Origin of the sequence: Mesorhizobium sp. B2-4-14 (assembly GCF_006442155.1) — a bacterium.
Lineage (GTDB): Bacteria > Pseudomonadota > Alphaproteobacteria > Rhizobiales > Rhizobiaceae > Mesorhizobium.
The window spans coordinates 1-16,975 of record NZ_VFVA01000037.1 but is presented as its reverse complement, the minus strand read 5'-3'; the positions used below and the strand labels follow the sequence as shown (position 1 = coordinate 16,975).

General features: G+C 62.8%; 17 protein-coding genes. 9 read left to right on the top strand and 8 right to left on the bottom strand.

Annotation, left to right across the window (positions count from 1 at the left end):
* Positions 1 to 133: 133 nt before the first annotated feature.
* On the bottom strand, positions 134 to 907 hold the full coding sequence (locus tag FJ938_RS24555) for a formyl transferase (RefSeq protein ID WP_140698328.1): 774 nt from the start codon (positions 905 to 907) through the stop codon (positions 134 to 136).
* Between the two features lie 225 nt (positions 908 to 1,132).
* The gene (locus FJ938_RS24545; protein WP_140698389.1) at positions 1,133 to 1,762 is read right to left on the bottom strand and encodes a DUF1638 domain-containing protein; all 630 of its coding nucleotides are present in this window, start codon (positions 1,760 to 1,762) and stop codon (positions 1,133 to 1,135) included.
* A gap of 67 nt (positions 1,763 to 1,829) precedes the next feature.
* On the opposite strand from FJ938_RS24545, the gene FJ938_RS24540 reads away from it, so the two are divergent.
* On the top strand, positions 1,830 to 1,970 hold the full coding sequence (locus tag FJ938_RS24540) for an entericidin A/B family lipoprotein (protein ID WP_140698325.1): 141 nt from the start codon (positions 1,830 to 1,832) through the stop codon (positions 1,968 to 1,970).
* Between the two features lie 87 nt (positions 1,971 to 2,057).
* Here the strand turns inward: FJ938_RS24540 and FJ938_RS24535 are convergent, their stop codons facing one another.
* Positions 2,058 to 2,756 (bottom strand): B12-binding domain-containing protein, encoded by a 699-nt coding sequence (locus FJ938_RS24535; protein ID WP_140698323.1) that lies wholly within the window; start codon positions 2,754 to 2,756, stop codon positions 2,058 to 2,060.
* A gap of 305 nt (positions 2,757 to 3,061) precedes the next feature.
* Between FJ938_RS24535 and FJ938_RS24530 the strand changes: the two genes are divergently transcribed.
* The 5 genes from FJ938_RS24530 to FJ938_RS24510 all read left to right on the top strand — a co-directional run bounded on the left by FJ938_RS24530 (position 3,062) and on the right by FJ938_RS24510 (position 9,199).
* On the top strand, positions 3,062 to 4,636 hold the full coding sequence (locus FJ938_RS24530; protein WP_140698320.1) for a trimethylamine methyltransferase family protein: 1,575 nt from the start codon (positions 3,062 to 3,064) through the stop codon (positions 4,634 to 4,636).
* Positions 4,637 to 4,733: 97 nt separating this feature from the next.
* Complete coding sequence (locus FJ938_RS24525) at positions 4,734 to 5,411, top strand: hypothetical protein (protein ID WP_181169173.1); 678 nt, start codon at positions 4,734 to 4,736, stop codon at positions 5,409 to 5,411.
* Between the two features lie 192 nt (positions 5,412 to 5,603).
* Positions 5,604 to 6,341, top strand: coding sequence for a dienelactone hydrolase family protein (locus FJ938_RS24520; RefSeq protein WP_140698318.1), 738 nt, complete (start codon positions 5,604 to 5,606; stop codon positions 6,339 to 6,341).
* A 174-nt stretch (positions 6,342 to 6,515) separates the two neighbouring features.
* Positions 6,516 to 7,076, top strand: a complete 561-nt coding sequence (locus FJ938_RS24515; RefSeq protein WP_140698315.1) for an RNA polymerase sigma factor — start codon at positions 6,516 to 6,518, stop codon at positions 7,074 to 7,076.
* A gap of 2 nt (positions 7,077 to 7,078) precedes the next feature.
* Positions 7,079 to 9,199, top strand: coding sequence for a VWA domain-containing protein (locus tag FJ938_RS24510; protein WP_140698312.1), 2,121 nt, complete (start codon positions 7,079 to 7,081; stop codon positions 9,197 to 9,199).
* An 18-nt stretch (positions 9,200 to 9,217) separates the two neighbouring features.
* On the opposite strand, the gene FJ938_RS30120 is transcribed toward FJ938_RS24510, so the two are convergent.
* Entirely contained in the window at positions 9,218 to 9,550 is a 333-nt protein-coding gene (locus FJ938_RS30120) for a hypothetical protein (protein ID WP_140698310.1), read from the bottom strand.
* Between FJ938_RS30120 and FJ938_RS30115 the strand changes: the two genes are divergently transcribed.
* On the top strand, positions 9,534 to 9,680 hold the full coding sequence (locus FJ938_RS30115) for a hypothetical protein (protein WP_140612287.1): 147 nt from the start codon (positions 9,534 to 9,536) through the stop codon (positions 9,678 to 9,680). The two genes, FJ938_RS30120 and FJ938_RS30115, sit on opposite strands and share 17 nt — an antisense overlap.
* An 11-nt stretch (positions 9,681 to 9,691) precedes the next feature.
* Here the strand turns inward: FJ938_RS30115 and bmt are convergent, their stop codons facing one another.
* A complete protein-coding gene (bmt, locus tag FJ938_RS24495) occupies positions 9,692 to 10,714 on the bottom strand; it encodes a betaine--homocysteine S-methyltransferase (RefSeq protein ID WP_140698307.1) in 1,023 nt (340 codons plus the stop codon).
* Positions 10,715 to 10,826: 112 nt separating this feature from the next.
* Entirely contained in the window at positions 10,827 to 11,684 is an 858-nt protein-coding gene (locus tag FJ938_RS24490) for a helix-turn-helix transcriptional regulator (protein WP_140612283.1), read from the bottom strand.
* Positions 11,685 to 11,913: 229 nt separating this feature from the next.
* Here FJ938_RS24490 and FJ938_RS24485 point away from each other — a divergent pair, with 229 nt between their 5' ends.
* Positions 11,914 to 12,924: a fatty acid desaturase gene (locus FJ938_RS24485; protein WP_181169172.1), complete on the top strand. Its 1,011-nt coding sequence runs from the start codon at positions 11,914 to 11,916 to the stop codon at positions 12,922 to 12,924.
* Between the two features lie 92 nt (positions 12,925 to 13,016).
* Positions 13,017 to 13,844 carry a PhnD/SsuA/transferrin family substrate-binding protein gene (locus FJ938_RS24480; RefSeq protein WP_140698305.1) on the top strand — a complete coding sequence of 276 codons (828 nt, stop codon included), beginning with the start codon at positions 13,017 to 13,019 and terminating at the stop codon, positions 13,842 to 13,844.
* Here the strand turns inward: FJ938_RS24480 and FJ938_RS24475 are convergent.
* Together FJ938_RS24475 and FJ938_RS24470 are read right to left on the bottom strand one after the other, a co-directional pair.
* On the bottom strand, positions 13,809 to 15,164 hold the full coding sequence (locus tag FJ938_RS24475; RefSeq protein ID WP_140698302.1) for a Xaa-Pro peptidase family protein: 1,356 nt from the start codon (positions 15,162 to 15,164) through the stop codon (positions 13,809 to 13,811). The two genes, FJ938_RS24480 and FJ938_RS24475, sit on opposite strands and share 36 nt — an antisense overlap.
* An 8-nt stretch (positions 15,165 to 15,172) precedes the next feature.
* A partial coding sequence (locus tag FJ938_RS24470) for an FAD-dependent oxidoreductase (RefSeq protein WP_140698299.1) occupies positions 15,173 to 16,975 on the bottom strand: 1,803 nt, incomplete at its 5' end.

The window sequence follows — 16,975 nt, the reverse complement described above, 5'->3', positions numbered from 1 at the left end:
GCGCGCATTCAAAAGCGACGCATTTGGATGTCGTAAAATGAAAGGTGCGTTTATTCGTTTCCGGCGTGTGCCGGCGGCGGGCTGGGCGTGCCGGAAAGCTGCGTCGCGTCATGCTGGTCCGGACGAGGAAGAGCTACCAGATTCCGGTTCTGAGGCCCGTCCAGAGATAGAACCAGATGGTCGGATGATACCATTGCCGTGACGGCAAGCCCGGATCGATGGTGGCGAGCCTTCCAGCCAGGACATCGCGGACCGCCGCCACGCAGATGTCGCGCGAAAAGGCGGCCTGTCGCAGGGCATAGTTTGAGATGTTGTCGCCGCGTTCGGGTTTGCCGCGCGCCTGCCGCAGCGCGCCGCCGGTGTCGACGCCGGCATCGACCAACAGCACGGTGGTGCCGAAATTTTGCGCATCACCCGATGCCAGCGCCCAGTAGCCGCCGTTCATGCCACGGTATTTGGGGGTGATGCCGGCGTGGTAGTTGATAACGGGACAAGTGATCTTCGACAGCGTGGCGCGCGTCAGCATCCGGCAGCCGGCGAGAAACACGACGCCCGGCCGGAGGGTGGCTATGGCATCCAGGCATTCGGGTGCGTTGGCGGAGGGGACGTGTATGATCGACTGCCCCGGTTTCGGTTCGGGCTGCATGTTCTGCTCGGCGATCATCCTGTCGGCATGACCGGCAAAGAAGCGCTTTCCCAGGCGCGTCAGCACCATCGTGCCCAACTGGCCGATGACGGGGACCCAACCCTGGCGCCGGGCGCGCCTGACCAGCAATTGCTTTTTGGACTCAGGCGCTTCGAGGATGACGTTGACGGGACCCAAACTGTCGGCGATGGCGTTGATGACCGCCCAGATATGCGGCCCGCCTTCGGTGACGACGACGATGTTCGACTTCTGGGGTTCCATGGTTCGCGACGCACCGCTGGACAAGACGCGGCCGGCTCCGGCCTTGGCACGTGCTATGCTAGGGCGTCCGGGTTAATCCTTGGTGATCAGGCGCCCCGAGCATCGTCAGCGCTTGAACCCGGTCTCCGATGCGTCGCCGGCGAGAGACAGGTTGGGATTCGTCTGCAGGACAAGCTTTGCCGATGTGCTGGCTGCATTGCGGGCCGGGGAGGGGCGGCCTAGTTGTCAGCTCTGTGCCGCGGCACTTGCCAGCCCCGCTGTCAAATCTCCGAAGCCGGTCGCGCGGCGCTCATAGGCGAGGCCAAGCATGGCGGCGGCCTTCTCGGCGACCTTGTCGAGTTCCGGATCGTCGGTCTGGGCGAGGTAGATCAGCTTCTCGTAGTTGCCGAAATAGTCCTTGATCAGCTCCGGGTGCTTGTCGAGGCCGAGCGGCTTCATGAAGAAGGCATCGAACTGACGGCAGAGGAAGTCCGTCATGTAGAAGGACATCATGTCGTCGTCTGCGACCTTCGCGTAGGCTTCCATGCCTTGATAGAAGGCGAAGCAGTGCGGTCCAGCCATGCGCTCGACGCCATGTTTCTCCAGGACGCGGTCAAGCAGGCCGCCAGTGCCGCAATCGGCATAGCCGACGAAGATGTGCTCATAACCCTCTGCCTTGGCCTTCTTGATCGCCTTGTCCATGGCCGGTGCGATGCGGTCGGGATAGAAATGGAACTCCGCCGGCAAACATGTCAATTCGAGGTGATCCAGCCCGAGCTGTTCCTTGACGGTCAACACCTCGCGGGCAATCATCCCGCAGGCGATGATGAGCACCTTGTCCGCTTGATTCGGTTTGGTTTTCTGTGTCTTGGCCATGATGGAACCAGTCGAGCCGGCCTTTGTTGCCACGGGGCTAATTTATCCATTGAGGGAGACGCCGTCCATGAAACTGCTACGCGTAGCGGCTATTGCCGTTCTTGCCTGTGCCCTGGCCCTTACGGCTTGCGCGAACACCGTCCGCGGCGTCGGCAAGGACGTCAAATCGACGGCCAGGGCGGTCAAGGACACCGTCACCAAGCCCTGATCCGCGCGGCCTTCCCCATCATCTGGGAACAAAAAAGCCGCGCTGCAAGGCGCGGCTTTTTATTGGCTCATTGCAGCGCCGTCAGGCTCAGGCTGAAGCGCGGACGTTGTGCTTGCGCTTCATGTAGTCCTTGGCGGTCTCGACCGCCACCGCCGCATCGCGGCAATAAGCGTCGGCGCCGACAGCCTTGCCGAACTCCTCGTTGAGCGGCGCGCCGCCAACCAGCACGACATAGTCGTCGCGGATGCCCTTTTCCTTCATGGTGTCGATGACGACCTTCATATAGGGCATGGTGGTGGTGAGCAGCGCCGACATGCCGATGATGTCGGGCTGATGCTGCTCGATTGCATCCAGATACTTCTCGACCGCGTTGTTGATGCCGAGATCGATGACGTCGAAGCCGGCGCCTTCCATCATCATGCCGACGAGGTTCTTGCCGATATCGTGGATATCGCCCTTGACGGTGCCGATCACCATCTTGCCCTGCTTGGGCGCGCCGGTGGCGGCGAGCAGCGGGCGCAGGATGAACATGCCGGCCTTCATCGCATTGGCGGACAAAAGCACCTCGGGAACAAACAGAATGCCGTCGCGAAAATCTTCGCCGACAATGCGCATGCCTTCGACAAGCGCTTCGGTCAGCACCTTATAAGGCGCCCAGCCGCGCTCGAGCAGGATGCGCGTGCCTTCCTCGATCTCTTCTTTGAGCCCGTCATAGAGATCGTCGTGCATCTGCTGCACAAGCTCGTCGTCGGAAAGGTCGGAAAGGATGATCTCGTCGTCAGACATTTTAACCCAGCTCCTCACGGCATCGCGACTGTGTCGCAAGGCACAAAATATTGGCGTTCATACCTAACCCGCAACGGGCAGGTATCCATAGCTGATTTGCGACTTCCCGCAAAAGGAAAGCGACTGGAAAATCTATTGGTTTTCTTGTCGATTTTGCGACAGGCGTTGGCGCGGACTGGCCGTTTCGAATAGGGTGCATGGCTACGATCCGGCGAAAGCCGCGCCATGCGGCCCCAACGGTTACGGACCAGCCATAGGCAGGCCAGGTCATATTCAGGCCAGGCCATATTCAGGGAAGAGCGATCATGAGCGAACACGCGGCAGTCGACCAGGAAGCGTCAAACGCCCGGCGTGGGCGCGGTGCCAGCGGCGGAGCAGCGGCCAGGCGCGCGGCGCGCTCCGGCGGCGGGCCCGGCACCCAACTCACCTATATCAAACGCAAGATCAACGTCTATGAGGTGCTCAACGAGGAAGGGCTGGCCCTGATCGAGAAGAACACCGATACGGTGCTCGAGGAAATCGGCATCATCTTCCGCGACGACGCCGAAGCGCTGCAGCTCTGGAAAGAGGCTGGCGCCGACGTCAAGGGCGAGCGCGTCCATTTCCCGAAAGGTCTCTGCCGCTCGCTGCTGAAGACCGCGCCATCCATCTATACCCAGCATGCCCGCAATGCCGAGCGCTCGGTGCAGATCGGCGGCAATGCCACGGTGTTCGCGCCGGTCTATGGCCCGCCCTTCGTGCGCGACCTCGATGGTGTCAGGCGCTACGCGACGATCGAGGATTTCCAGAATTTCGTGAAGCTCGCCTATATGGCGCCGTCGATCCACCATTCGGGCGGCACGGTGTGCGAACCGGTCGACGTGCCGGTGAACAAGCGCCACCTCGACATGGTCTACGCGCATATCAAATATTCCGACAAGCCGTTCATGGGCTCGGTGACGGCGCCGGAGCGCGCCGAGGACACCGTGGCGATGGCCAAGCTCGTCTTCGGCGACGACTTTGTCGAGAACAACACGGTCCTGACCAGCCTCATCAACGCCAACTCGCCGATGGTGTTCGACGAGACCATGCTGGGCGCGCTGAAGGTCTATTCGCGCCACAACCAGGCCTGCATCGTCACGCCGTTCATCCTGGCCGGCGCAATGAGCCCGGTGACGGTCGCCGGCACGCTGACGCAGGTTCTGGCCGAGGTGCTGGCGGGCGCCTCGTTCACGCAGCTGATCCGGCCGGGCGCGCCGGTGCTGTTCGGCACCTTCGCCTCGTCGATCTCGATGCAATCGGGCGCGCCGACCTTCGGCACGCCGGAGCCGTCATTGGTGTCTTACGGCGCGGCGCAACTCGCCCGCCGGCTCGGCCTGCCGTTCCGCACCGGCGGCTCGCTGTGCGCCTCGAAAGTCCCGGATGCACAGGCGGCCTATGAAAGCGCCAACACGCTGAACTCGACCATCCTTGCCGGTACCAACTTCGTCCTGCATTCGGCCGGCTGGCTCGAGGGCGGGCTGGCCTCCTGCTACGAAAAATTCATGATGGACATCGACCAGCTCGGCATGCAGCAGAAATTCTGCGAAGGCGTCGATCTGTCCGAAAACGGCCAGGCCATGGACGCCATCCGCCAGGTCGGCCCGGGCAGCCATTATCTCGGTTGCGACCACACCCAGGCCAATTTCCAGACGGCGTTCTACCGGTCCAACATCGCCGACAACAATTCCTATGAGCAGTGGCTGGCCGAGGGCGAGAAGACCGCACCGCAGCGTGCCAACGATCTCGCCCGCCGTTGGCTGGAAAGCTACGAGGCGCCGCAACTCGACCCGAGCATCGACGAAGCGCTGAAGGACTTCATCGCCAGGAAGAAGGGGTCGATGCCCGACGCCTTCACTTGAAAGGAGCCCGAGTCAGGCGGGGCTAAAGTCGCCAATATCATCCACAAGGAAGTCTGGCGGAGCGCTTTTTCCGATCCGGACAAGAAGGGATGAGTCTGTGCGCGGCATGATCGAGGAGATCGCGGCCGCGCTTGGCGCCCACGGGCTCATCCTGCGCGGCGGCTTTGTCTTTCCCGATGATGAGGATGTTCCTCCTAGCGCCTCGGGCGCTGGCGCAAGGTCCGTCCTGCTCGTAGGGCAGGCGGGCGCGGCACCCTGGCCGCATTTCCTGCGCTGGCGGGAAAGGCAGACGCAGGTCATCGCCAATCCTCTCGATGCGTGGTCACGCGACGTGATCGGCGCGGTCGCGGAGAAGTTTGGTGCCCGCGCCGTCTCGCCCTCCGACCGTCCCTATCTGCCATTCCAGCAATGGGCGATGCGGGCAGAGGGGCTAAAACCGTCGCCGCTCGGTATTCTCATGCATCCACGATACGGGCTTTGGCATGCCTATCGCGGCGCGTTGCTGTTCGAGGACGAGATCGCGCTTCCGGAGCAGGCCGCGGCGATCCATCTTTGCGACGCCTGTGTCGACAAACCCTGCCTGAAATCCTGTCCGGTCGGCGCCTATTCGATCGAGGGGTTCGCCTACCAAACCTGCCTGGCGCATGTGCGGGGAGCAGATGGGGAGCCCTGCCGGAGCGGCGGTTGCCTTGACCGAAATGCCTGTCCTCATGGCACGTCCTACCGCTATCCGCCGGAGGTCCAGGCCTTTCATATGGCGAGCTTCATGCGCTAGCGGCACGCCGCCGGCGGCAAAGATGCCGGCGAATGCACGAAAAGAACTTGCCACATACACCCCCGTGGCTCCTTTGCGGGGAATATGCATCGTGGCCGGTCGATACGCTTTTGTGAACGCCGCCCGTCAGCCTGGCCTTGCCCTTCCAACCGGCGCCGATATGTATGTGCCACGATCACAAGGGACCCGGCCATGGCAAAACGCAATATCGAGATAAAGACCGGCGATGGTGTCGCAAGAGCAGGGCTGTTCCGCTCGTCCGCCGCTTCACCGACCAAGGCCGGGATCATTCTCTATCAGGACGCTTTCGGTCCGCGACCGGCGCTCGACGATATGGCCGAGCGGCTGGCGGACGAGGGCTATGCGGTGCTGGTTCCCGACCTTTTTTATCGCAACGCGCCCTATGGTCCGTTCGACGCCAAGACCGCCTTCGCTGACGAGAAGACCAAGGCAGCGCTGATGGCGCTGGTCACCGGCACGACGCAGGAGATGACCATCAGCGACAGCGCCGCGTTTCTGGACGCTCTTGCCGCCGAAGGTGCCACCGGCCCGCTCGGCACCGTCGGCTATTGCATGGGCGGTGCGCGGGCGCTTAACGCGGCCGCGGCCTATCCGGACCGCATCAAGGCCGCCGCCAGCTTCCACGGCGGCAATCTGGCCAGCGATGCCGCCGACAGCCCACACCGCAAGGCGGCCGCCTTCAAGGCGCGTGTCTATGTCGGCATGGCGGGTGTCGACCGGAGTTTTCCGCCCGAACAGTCGACGCGGCTGGAGGAGGCACTGCGGACTGCCGAAGTCGACCACACGATCGAGAACTATGTCGGCATGGCGCATGGCTGGTGTGTGCCGGACCATAGCGTCTATGACGAAACTGGCGCCGAGCGGCATTGGAGGCGGTTGACGGCGCTGTTTGCGGAGACGCTGGTGTAGAGCTTTCTGCCGGGGAAGGCGCTCGGCGAGGCCGAGAAAACCTTCGAGATCTCGCTCCGCCCCTCATGGGCCCTTCGGGCACCTCCCGTTCACGGGGAGGGGAAGAACGACCTCACAAAAAATCTTTCCACGATCCCAAGGATTAGCCATTAGCCTTCGTCCAACAGGCAAATGATGGCGATGATGCTGGATGAGAGCGAAGCCTCCGACGCCGAACTGATCAGGCGGGCGAAGGGCGGAGACCGGGGGGCCTTCGGCAAATTGCTGGAGCGTCACTACGACTTCGTCTATCGCGCCGCTTATCGCTGGTACGGCAGGAAGGCCGATGCCGAGGATATCGCCCAGGAAGTCTGTGTCCGGCTCGGCCGGGCGATCCGCGACTATCGCGGCGACGGCGCCTTCACCACCTGGCTCTACACCATGACGATGAACGCGGCGCGCGACATGATACGCAAGACCGCGCGCGAAACGGTGAAGACCGAAGCCTACGGTGTTCATGCGCTGATTTCCGGCGAGGCCTCGGCCGAACCGGAAGACCCGTCCGAGGCCCTGTGGGTGGCGGTGCGGCGGCTTCCGGACAAGCAGCGCGATGCCGTGCTGCTTGTCTATGGCGAGGGCTTGAGCCACGCGGCCGCCGCCGAGGCGATGGCGATCTCGGAGACGACGGTTTCCTGGCACATCCATGAAGCGAAGAAACGGCTGAAAACGCTGATGCGCTCGGCCGGGGAAGTGTGACCATGGTCGACGACAACGAACTCAGAAAGCTGCGCGACACAGCAGTACCGGCGCCGGGCGAGAGCGCGAAGGCACGCGCCTTCGAGGCCGCCATGCGCGCATACGAACAGGAAAATATTTCGACAGCCACCCAAGGATCGATTGGCGGTCTTCGTCTCACAGAGCGAGCACAAAAGCTCTGGAGCGAAATCATGCAAAAGAAACTCATCGCCACGCCGGCCCTTGCCGGGCTCGTCGCCCTGCCGATCGCCGGATACGCCGCCTTCCATCTGCTGAGGGAGCCGTCGCCGTTTAGCGGCGACCAGAAGGTCACCGAGACGCTTGCCGACAAGCCGGCGTCAGTGAAGCCGCTGGCCAAGCAGGCGCCGAGAGATCAGCCGATCAACGAGCCGCTCGCGGCCACGGTGCCGACGACGGACAAGAAAGCCGGCGCGGATGTCGAAAGCCGCGATGCCGCCGATGTGCTTGTGGCGCCGCCCCCACCGCCGAAGCCCGAATCCACCGCTGCCGGATCGGCACAGCAGAGCGCTCAGGAGCGTGGCGTTCTGGCAGAGCCCGCGCCGGCACCGCTTCCGCTGGCCAACACCACTAGCGCGCCCAGCGCCTCGCAGGCTGCCCGAATGCGGGCAGGCGAGTCCAAACTGATGGTGCAGCCGCCGGCCATCCCAGCCGACCAGATTGCGCCGCAAGAGGAAAACCGCAATCGCATCGAGGACTTCAAGACCAACCCCGTTCACGCCACGGCGGAGGAGCCGGTCTCGACCTTCTCGATCGACGTCGACACCGCCTCCTATTCCTTCGTGCGACGTTCGCTGAAGGAAGGGTCCTTGCCGCAGGCCGATACGGTTCGTGTCGAGGAGATGATCAACTACTTCCCCTATGACTGGAGGGGGCCGGACTCGGCGTCGACGCCGTTCAATTCGACCGTCAGCGTCATGCCGACGCCGTGGAATGATCACACCAAGCTGATGCACGTCGCCATCAAGGGATTCGATATCAAGCCGACCGAGCAGCCGAAGGCCAATCTGGTGTTCCTGATCGACGTCTCGGGCTCGATGGACGAACCCGACAAATTGCCGCTTCTGCAGTCGGCCTTCCGGCTGCTGGTCAACAAGCTCAAGCCGGACGACACCGTATCGATCGTCACCTATGCCGGTGATGCGGGCACCGTCCTGGAGCCGACCAAGGCGTCCGAAAAGGACAAGATACTCAATGCCATCGACAAGCTGACGCCCGGTGGCAGCACGGCCGGCGAGGCGGGCATCAAGGAGGCCTACAGGCTGGCGCAAAAATCCTTCGTCAAGGACGGCGTCAACCGGGTGATGCTGGCCACCGATGGCGACTTCAATGTTGGCCAGAGCGATGACGACGACCTGAAGCGCCTGATCGAACAGGAACGCAAGACCGGCGTCTTCCTGTCGGTGTTCGGCTTCGGCCACGACAATCTGAACGACCGGATGATGCAGACCATCGCGCAGAACGGCAACGGCACCGCCGCCTATATCGACACACTGGCCGAGGCGGAAAAAGTGTTGGTCGAGGATGCCTCCTCGACGCTGTTCCCTATCGCCAAGGACGTGAAGATCCAGGTCGAGTTCAATCCGAGCAAGGTCTCGGAATACCGCCTGATCGGCTACGAGACCCGGGCGCTCAACCGTGAGGATTTCAACAACGACCACGTCGATGCCGGCGATATCGGCTCGGGCCATTCGGTCACCGCGATCTATGAGATTACGCCCAAGGGCAGCGGTGGCGAGCAGATCGATCCGCTGCGTTACGGTCAGGCCACGGTCAACAATGGCGGTGTCGCCAACGCGGACGAATATGCCTTCGTCAAGATCCGCTACAAGCTGCCGAACGAGGACGTCTCGAAGCTGATCACCACGCCGGTGACCTCGGCCAACGAGGTGTCGTCGTTCGACCAGGCGGGCACCGACCAGCGCTTCTCGGTCGCGGTCGCGGCCTTCGGCCAGAAGTTGCGCGACGAGGATGCGACCGCGAAGTTCGGTTACGACAAGATCATGGAGATCGCCACTGCCGCCCGGGGGCCCGACCCGTTTGGGTACAGGTCCGAGTTCCTCTCGCTTGTGCGCCTTGCCTCGGCGCTGGGCGGTAACCGGTAGTGGCAATACGGCCGGTTTTCAGATGATGGGGTCGTTCCGATAGCGGAAACCGGCCCACGAGCGGGTAAGGCAGGCCGGCGAGGGGATATTCCCTTGCCGGCCTTTTTTCGCGGAATGGTCCAGTTCGTTAAATTGCGCGGCATTTCCGGTACCGGATCGCAACCCCCTGCTTGCTAAACCCGTCATGTCCACGGGCTTGAGGGAGCCGGAATTGCAGATCAGAACGTTCGTCAGTTCGATACCACCGGCACGGGACGCTTTGGCGGTTTCATCAACCCCGTCGGCCGAATCCAGACGCATCAGCGATGATGTCGCGCAGGCGCGCCACACCGCCATGTCGGCACTGACCAATGATCGTTTTCGCGCCATGCTGGAACAGATCACGGACCCCGCCACGTCGGGTGCGCTGATGACGATGCGCGGCGATAGTGTCGTCGACTTCAAGTCGGCGCAGTCAAGCTACGCCGACTACAGCGAATAAACCGAGAGATATCAGGTCCGGCTGCGACGCCGCTCGCGGCGGGCTTCGCTGGTCTCGGCGGTGTTCTCCGTCGCCACCTTGTTGCGCATCGGGCCGATACGCTCGACGATCTTCTCAACCGTCGGGCGATCCGCCTTGGTATGGGCATCGAGCGCCTTGCGCATGGCGGCAAGATGCTGGAACGAGGTGCCGCAGCAGCCACCGACAATCTTTGCCCCGGCGTCGACGGCGAGGCGCACATAGTCGGCCATCAGTTCGGGCGTGCCGGAATAGTGGATTTCGGTGCCGCGGAATTCGGGAATGCCGCAATTGCCCTTGACGATGACGGTCGCCTCCGGCTTCGCATCGGTCATGTCGAGCAGCGACGCCAGGATATCGGAGGCGCCGACACCGCAATTGGCTCCGACGCCGAGCGGGGCCTCGGAAAGGCCATCGACGACGCCGTGTATGTCTTTCGGCAGCAGGCCCATCATGGTGCGCCCGGCAGTGTCGAAGGAGCCGGTATAGGTGTAGGGCAGACCGACGCGGATGGCGGCTTGCGCCGCGGCGCGAATCTCGTCGGGCGCCGACATGGTCTCGATCCAGGCGACTTCGGCGCCACCTTCCTTGAGACCTTCGATCTGCTCGGCGAAGGCATCGACCGCCTCGTCATAGGTCATGGCGCCAAGCGGCACCAGCAGTTCACCCGTCGGGCCGACGGAGCCCGCAACAATCACCCTGCGGTCGGCCTGGTCGGCGACAGCGCGGGCGATTTCGGCGGCGCGCTTGTTCAGCGCATGCACGCGGTCCTGCGCGTGGTGCAGCTTCAGCCGGTGGCGGGTGCCGCCAAAGGAATTGGTGAGGATGATGTCGGCGCCGGCATCGACGAAATTCTGGTGCAGGCTGGTAATGGTGTCGGGCGCCGTCTCGTTCAGCAGTTCCGGCGCCTCGCCGGCCTCCAGTCCCATGGCGAACAAATTGGTGCCCGTGGCGCCATCGGCCAAGAGCACGCCCTTTTCAGCCAGAAGTGCGTCGATCGGGTTGGTGGTCGTCATCGGATTGGCTTTCGTGTTCTGAATTCGAATAAGGATATAAAGAAGTCTTTATGTCTAGTCAATGAAATAGCAACCGGACCATCGCTCAGGCGGTTGCCATTCCTCACGCCGCTTAGACAGAGCCTGATGCGAACGGCATGCCGGCCAGATTGCGCGCGAAGGCAGCGGCCTCATGCGGGTTGACGTCGGCGGCACGGATCAGATTGTCGAAATGCCGGGTCAGTGCCTGCACCGGCTGAGTGGCGTTCAGCACCACATACATGTCGCCGACATAGATGGCGGCGCGATAGGGGCCGAAGATGGTCAGCGGGATCGAATAGCGCATGCGGCCGTCATAAAGAAACAGGCGAAAGGTCGGGTAGAGGTCGTCGAGCAGTGTCGCCATATGGGTAAGCTGCTGCTGACGGTCGGCCGCGGGGAAACGGTCCCACACGCCGAGGCCGCGTGCGAAGATCTCCAGCGTGTGACGCGGCATGCAGACTTCCATGTCGGTTTCCGGGCGCCGATTGTATTCGATGCGGTATCGGGTCTCGCTGGCCTGTGCCAGACGGCTCCTGTTGGTGATGTTGGCCTCGTAATCGACGAGCGCGTGGGTTCGCAGGAGATCGGGAATGCCGGCCGGCACATAGCGGATCTTGGTGCCCGCGGCTTCAGCGAACCATTTGGCGAGCAGCGTGCGGTCGAAACCGTCCGGCGCTTCCTCGATCTCCAGGCTTTCGCGGATTTCACCGGTGACGCCTTCGTCCTGGCTGAGGCCAAGCAGCCAGTCCAGCGATACCTTGAATTCGGCGGCTATGTTGAGCAGCGTTTCGGCCCTCGGCAGGCGTGTCGAGGCGCCCGACATCAACTGCGACAGAGCCGACCGATCGATGCCGACGGCTGTCGCGAATGCCGACTGGTTCAGGTCCGAGCGTGTCAGGAGCAGCTTCAGGCGCTCCCGAAAAATCGTCGACAAGTCGCGTTTGTCCATCCTATCGCTCCTTGCTTCGGGAGGAAAAATTTGCGCCGAAAGAGCCCTATGGGGACTTTAGGCGTAAACGAATCCCTAAGACTGTTTACAATGTACAACATATGCGGCCAAAAATGCGCAGACGCAACATTTTGTACACTTTGTCGCGTTGAGTGGAATCATCTCTCCTGACACAATGCTGTCAGGAACCAGTTGGGGTTCCGGCGGCTGAGGGACAGTGGTCGATAGCATGGCAGGCAAGAGCATCAAGCGACGCAGTACACCGGCCATCGAATGGCCTACGGTGGTCCTCGCTTTCTTCTGTTACGGAACATGGCTTGCCACCGGCTTCCTGCTCTGGCCCTCCTATCCCATCCTGGCGCTCGTCATGCTCGGTTTCACCTTGGCGTTGCAGTCGTCGATCATGCACGAAGTGCTGCATGGCCATCCGACGCGCAGCGCGTTGATCAATGAAGCTTTCGTCTTCCTGCCGATCGGTCTGGTCTGGCCGTTCCGCCGCTTCAAGACGCTTCATTTGCGCCACCATGCCGATGAGCGGCTGACCGATCCGCTCGACGATCCGGAAAGCTACTATCAGGCGCTGTGGCAGCATGACGAACTGCCCCCGACGATGAAATTCCTGCTCAAGATCAACAATACGATGGCCGGCCGCTTTTTCCTCGGCCCCTGGCTGTCCTGTATCGGCTTCTTCATCGACGACGCCAAGCATGCAATGGCCGGCGACAAGGTGATCCGCAAAGCCTGGCTGTTGCATGCCATCGGTCTCGCCGTCGTGGTGCCGATCGTGCAGTTCGGCTTCGGCATTCCGCTGTGGCTTTATATTTTTGCGCCGGTCTGGCTCGGCCAGTCGCTGATCGCGATCCGCACCTTTGCCGAGCATCAATGGTCCGAGCACCCGGAAGGCCGCACCGTGATCGTCGAGCGCTCGCCGCTGTCATTCCTGTTCCTCAACAACAACCTGCACTTCGTGCATCACAAGAGCCCCACCGTTGCTTGGTATCGGCTGCCGAAACTGTTTCGCGACCGCCGCGACGACTGGCTGCGGATGAACAACGGCTATGCCTATCCGAACTACTTCGCGCTGATCAAATCCTATGCCTTCAAGGCCAAGGAACCGATCGTGCATCCGGTTCTGCGGCGCGCGCCTGAGCACGGCCGGGCCTTCAAGCCGCGTATCCGCGCGCGCAACATCAATGGGCTCGGCACCGCGCCGGTGCCCGCCGAGCCGCCCAAGGAATAGTTCCTGGACAGCCCGGGATCCGTGTCGCCCAATTCTGATTGGGCGCCGTGTTTCTGCGATCCTTTCTCCAGGCATGGTGATTGAGTGCCGGCATGAGCGAATTTGTTGCTGCTTTGCCTATGTATGACTGGCCAGAAGCACTCGGCGAGGTCGATGCCCAATGGGCTCAGTTGCGTGATGCCTTCCGGCAAAAAGGGATCGATGCGCCGAAAACCATCGTGCGGCGAAATGGCGATTTGCCGCCGGCTCCGGGCGGCATACGCGATGCCCTGGGAGCTTTGATCGCGCCAGATCCGGCGACATTGCCGGCGGACGAACTCGATTTCCACGAAATATGGCTGCACCCGGCGCTGCTGTTCGCGCAGGCCTGCTGGGGGCCAATGGAGCTTGGGCTGTCGAGCCATGTGCAGGTGGTCGGCCAGCCGAGCTACGACGCCTATGAGGGCGGGCAGGGTGAGCTTTATTCGAGCGCGCTGGTGATGCGGGCAGGCGAGGGACCGGAGGTGCGGTCACCCGCGGACGGTATGGCCTTGCTGCCGCTCGATGTCATCCGGGGCAAGCGCTTCACCTTCAACAGCCTGGATTCCATGTCGGGCATCATCGCGCTGACGCGCGATCTGCAGGCGGCTGGCGAAAGTCTCGATATCTTTTCATCGCGCAGCGAAAGCGGTGGCCATCGCGGCTCGATCGTTGCTGTCGCCGAGGGCAGGGCGGATCTCGCCGCGATTGATTGTGAAAGCTGGGGGCTGGCGCAGCGTTTCGAGCCGGCTGCGCACAAGGTCGTGACCGTCGGCTGGACGGCACGACGCAAAGGTCTGCCCTTCATCACCGCCAGGACGACGCCGGAAACGACAGTCCGGGCCATGCGCGACGCTCTTGCCGAACTAGCCGAGCAGCCTCTGATCCAACGGGTAGGTTGAAAGCTGCTGGTTGCCGCTTTCAGTGATCAGGATCTGCTCCTCGATCTTGACGCCCTCGCGCCCGCCGAGCCGGCCGATATAGCTTTCCACGCACAAAACCATGCCGGGTTCGAGCACACCGTCCGGCGTGTCTGGCGTCCAGTCGCCGGCATGGGGCAGGGTCGGGTATTCGTCGGCGAGGCCAACGCCGTGGTAGAGCACGCCGTAGCGGGTCGGGAAACAGTCGCCCGGCGGCACCGCCGAGCGTTCAACGAGGTCGCGGAATGAGATGCCAGGCTGCATCAGTTCGGTGTTGTGCCCGATCTGGTCGGCGGCGATCCGGAACAGATCGTGCTGTTCATCAGTCGGCTTTGTATCGCCGCACAGCCATGTGCGCGACAGGTCGGCGCAGAAGCCATAGGGGCCGATCAGGTCGGTGTCGAAGGCGACAAGATCGCCGTCTTCGATAATGCGCGACGAGCACTCCTGGAACCACGGATTGGTGCGCGGACCCGACGCCAGCAGCCGTGTCTCGATCCATTCGCCGCCGCGCGCGATGTTGCCGCGATGCAGTTCCGCCCACAATTCGTTTTCGGAAATGCCGGGCTTCAGTGCCTGTTCCATCTCACTCATCGCCGCCTCGCAGGCGACGATAGCCCGGCGCATGGCAAGAACCTCATCCGGTGATTTGATCAGCCGGGCATTCTCCATCACCGCTTCGCCATTGCCGATGGAAACACCAAGGCGTGCGAGTTCCTCGACGCCTTCCGGGTCGATGTGATCAACCGCGATACGGCTGTTACCGCCGCCATGTTCCCTGACCAGGTCAGCGATGCCGGCGGCCCAGCGGCGGACCTTCTGCTCGGTCAGGTCGCCGCTGTAGAGATACATCCATGACACCGCCGGCCGTACCTCGTCGACGACGCCGGAACGGTCGGACAGGTGTTCGCAGGAAAAATAGTCGAACAGCACCACGGGACCATCGGTGGCGACGAAACAATGCCGCGTCGGGTTGTGCGCCACCCAGAGCTGCATGTTGGTCGAATCGGTCGCGTAGCGGATGTTGACGGGGTCGTAGAGCAGCGCACCGGCATAACCGCGACGCTTCAGCTCGGCGCGGATGCGCTCGAGCCGGTATTGGCGCATCGCCGGCAGATCGGGGGCGGCAATGCCTGCCGCCGCCCATTCCGCATCAGCCTGGGCACCATAGCCCAGCACATGCTGGTTCAGCCCCGCTGCTTTCTCGCGCGAGGCGTCGCGCAACGCCTCGATCGAGCCGGGGTCGAACGGCATGATCTTGCGGTGGCGGCCGAAGCTTCCCTTTGGCGCCGCGCTGTCCATGGCTGAACTCAGGTCCGCATCTTCTCGCCGCTCGGGTCGAACGGCGCCTCGACATTGATGCGGGCTGGACGGCGATGGCCGAGGATTTCGATCTCGAACAGCCCGGCGCTTTCGTCCTCGGCCAAGGCCGCCGGCACGTAGCCCTGCGCCATGGACTTCTGGACGTAATGTGCGTAGCCACCCGACGTCACCCAGCCGACCACGCGCCAGTCGCCGTCGACGATGCCGCGCACGGCGGACGCGCCTTCGGCAGCCTTGGAGCCGCGTACTTCCTTGCCTGAGGTGTCGAAGCGCGGCGCGCCATAGCCATGCGGCTTTTCCACCGTGCCATAATCCTTGCTGACCTTCGCCCAGATCGGCTCGTCGCCCATCACGTCGGCGTCGGCAGCGTCGACGATGAAGGAGACGCGGCGCAGCTTTGGCCCTTCGGCCTGTTCCTTGGCGGCCGCTTCGCGGCCGATGAAGTCGTTCTTTTCGAGCTTGATGAAGCGGTCCATCGAGCCTTCGAACGGTCCGTAGATCGGGCGCAATTCGCGGAACCAGGTGGGGAAGTTCTTTTCCAGGCGCATCGACAGCAAAGCGCGCATGCCGAAATCGACCAGGCCGAACTCTTCACCGGCGTCCTTAATCGCCTTGTAGACAAGGCGCTGGTAGGCCGGCGCCATCCAGATTTCATAGCCGAGGTCGCCGGTGTAGGTGATGCGGTTGACCATGCAGGGCGCGCCGCCGACCGCCATCTCACGGAAGTCCATGAAGCGGAAGGCCTTGGTCGAGATGTCGACATCGACCAGCTTCTGCAGCAGGTCACGCGATTTCGGTCCGGCGATCGAAAGGCCGACGAGCGTCTGGTCGAAGCGGTGAATACGGACAGAGCCATCCTTGGGCAGGTGCTTCTCGAACCAGCGCATGTGGTATTTCTGCGCGGCCGACGAGCCCCAGATCATGAAGCGGTCCTCGGCCGCCTTGGCGATGGTGAAATCGCCGATCAGCTTGCCGAACTCGTTGATCATCGGCGTCAGCACGATGCGGCCGGTCTTCGGCATGCGGTTGGTCATCAGCCGGTTGAGGAAGTCTTCCGCACCCGGTCCCGACACTTCGTATTTGGCGAAGTTGGCGATTTCGGTGACGCCGACGCGCTCGCGCGTGGCCCGCACTTCCTCGCCGATCGGGCCAAAATCGTTCGAGCGGTGGAAGGAGACGATGTCCTTGGGCTCCTTGCCCTTGGGTGCGAACCAGAGCGGGGTTTCCAGCCCCCACGAGTCGCCCATGACCGCGTTGTTGGCGAGCATGGTGTCGTAGAGCGGCGTCGTCTGCGCCGGGCGCGCCGCCGGCAGTTCCTCGTTGGGGAAGCGGATGGAGAAGCGGCGCGAATAGTTTTCGCGCACCTTGGCGTTGGTGTAGCGCAGGCCGGCCCATTCGCCGAAACGCGCGACATCCATGCCCCAGACGTCGAAGCCGGGATCGCCATGGACCATCCAGTTCGACAGAGCGAGGCCAACGCCGCCGCCCTGGCTGAAGCCGGCCATGACGGCGCAGGCGCACCAGAAATTGGTCAGGCCCTGCACCGGGCCGACCAGCGGGTTGCCATCGAGCGCGAAGGTGAAGGGGCCGTTGATGATCTGCTTGATGCCGGCCTTCTCGATACCGGGGAAATGCTTGAAGCCGATTTCCAGCGACGGCGCGATGCGGTCGAGGTCCGGCGGCAGCAGTTCGTGGCCGAAATCCCACGGCGTGTTGACCGGCGACCACGGCTTGCAGGCCTTTTCATAGGTGCCGAGCAGGATGCCGTTCCGCTCCTGGCGGGTGTAGAT

Bases quoted from the DNA above. Each gene is read 5' to 3' on its own strand.
- FJ938_RS24480 (WP_140698305.1), top strand. From the start codon at position 13,017: ATGAGCGAATTTGTTGCTGCTTTGCCTATGTATGACTGGCCAGAAGCA.
- FJ938_RS24555 (WP_140698328.1), bottom strand. From the start codon at position 907: ATGGAACCCCAGAAGTCGAACATCGTCGTCGTCACCGAAGGCGGGCCG.
- FJ938_RS24535 (WP_140698323.1), bottom strand. From the start codon at position 2,756: ATGTCTGACGACGAGATCATCCTTTCCGACCTTTCCGACGACGAGCTT.
- FJ938_RS24485 (WP_181169172.1), top strand. From the start codon at position 11,914: ATGGCAGGCAAGAGCATCAAGCGACGCAGTACACCGGCCATCGAATGG.
- FJ938_RS24520 (WP_140698318.1), top strand. From the start codon at position 5,604: ATGGCAAAACGCAATATCGAGATAAAGACCGGCGATGGTGTCGCAAGA.
- bmt (WP_140698307.1), bottom strand. From the start codon at position 10,714: ATGACGACCACCAACCCGATCGACGCACTTCTGGCTGAAAAGGGCGTG.
- FJ938_RS24545 (WP_140698389.1), bottom strand. From the start codon at position 1,762: ATGGCCAAGACACAGAAAACCAAACCGAATCAAGCGGACAAGGTGCTC.
- FJ938_RS24530 (WP_140698320.1), top strand. From the start codon at position 3,062: ATGAGCGAACACGCGGCAGTCGACCAGGAAGCGTCAAACGCCCGGCGT.
- FJ938_RS24475 (WP_140698302.1), bottom strand. From the start codon at position 15,164: ATGGACAGCGCGGCGCCAAAGGGAAGCTTCGGCCGCCACCGCAAGATC.
- FJ938_RS24540 (WP_140698325.1), top strand. From the start codon at position 1,830: ATGAAACTGCTACGCGTAGCGGCTATTGCCGTTCTTGCCTGTGCCCTG.
- FJ938_RS24510 (WP_140698312.1), top strand. From the start codon at position 7,079: ATGGTCGACGACAACGAACTCAGAAAGCTGCGCGACACAGCAGTACCG.
- FJ938_RS30115 (WP_140612287.1), top strand. From the start codon at position 9,534: ATGTCGGCACTGACCAATGATCGTTTTCGCGCCATGCTGGAACAGATC.
- FJ938_RS24515 (WP_140698315.1), top strand. From the start codon at position 6,516: ATGGCGATGATGCTGGATGAGAGCGAAGCCTCCGACGCCGAACTGATC.
- FJ938_RS24490 (WP_140612283.1), bottom strand. From the start codon at position 11,684: ATGGACAAACGCGACTTGTCGACGATTTTTCGGGAGCGCCTGAAGCTG.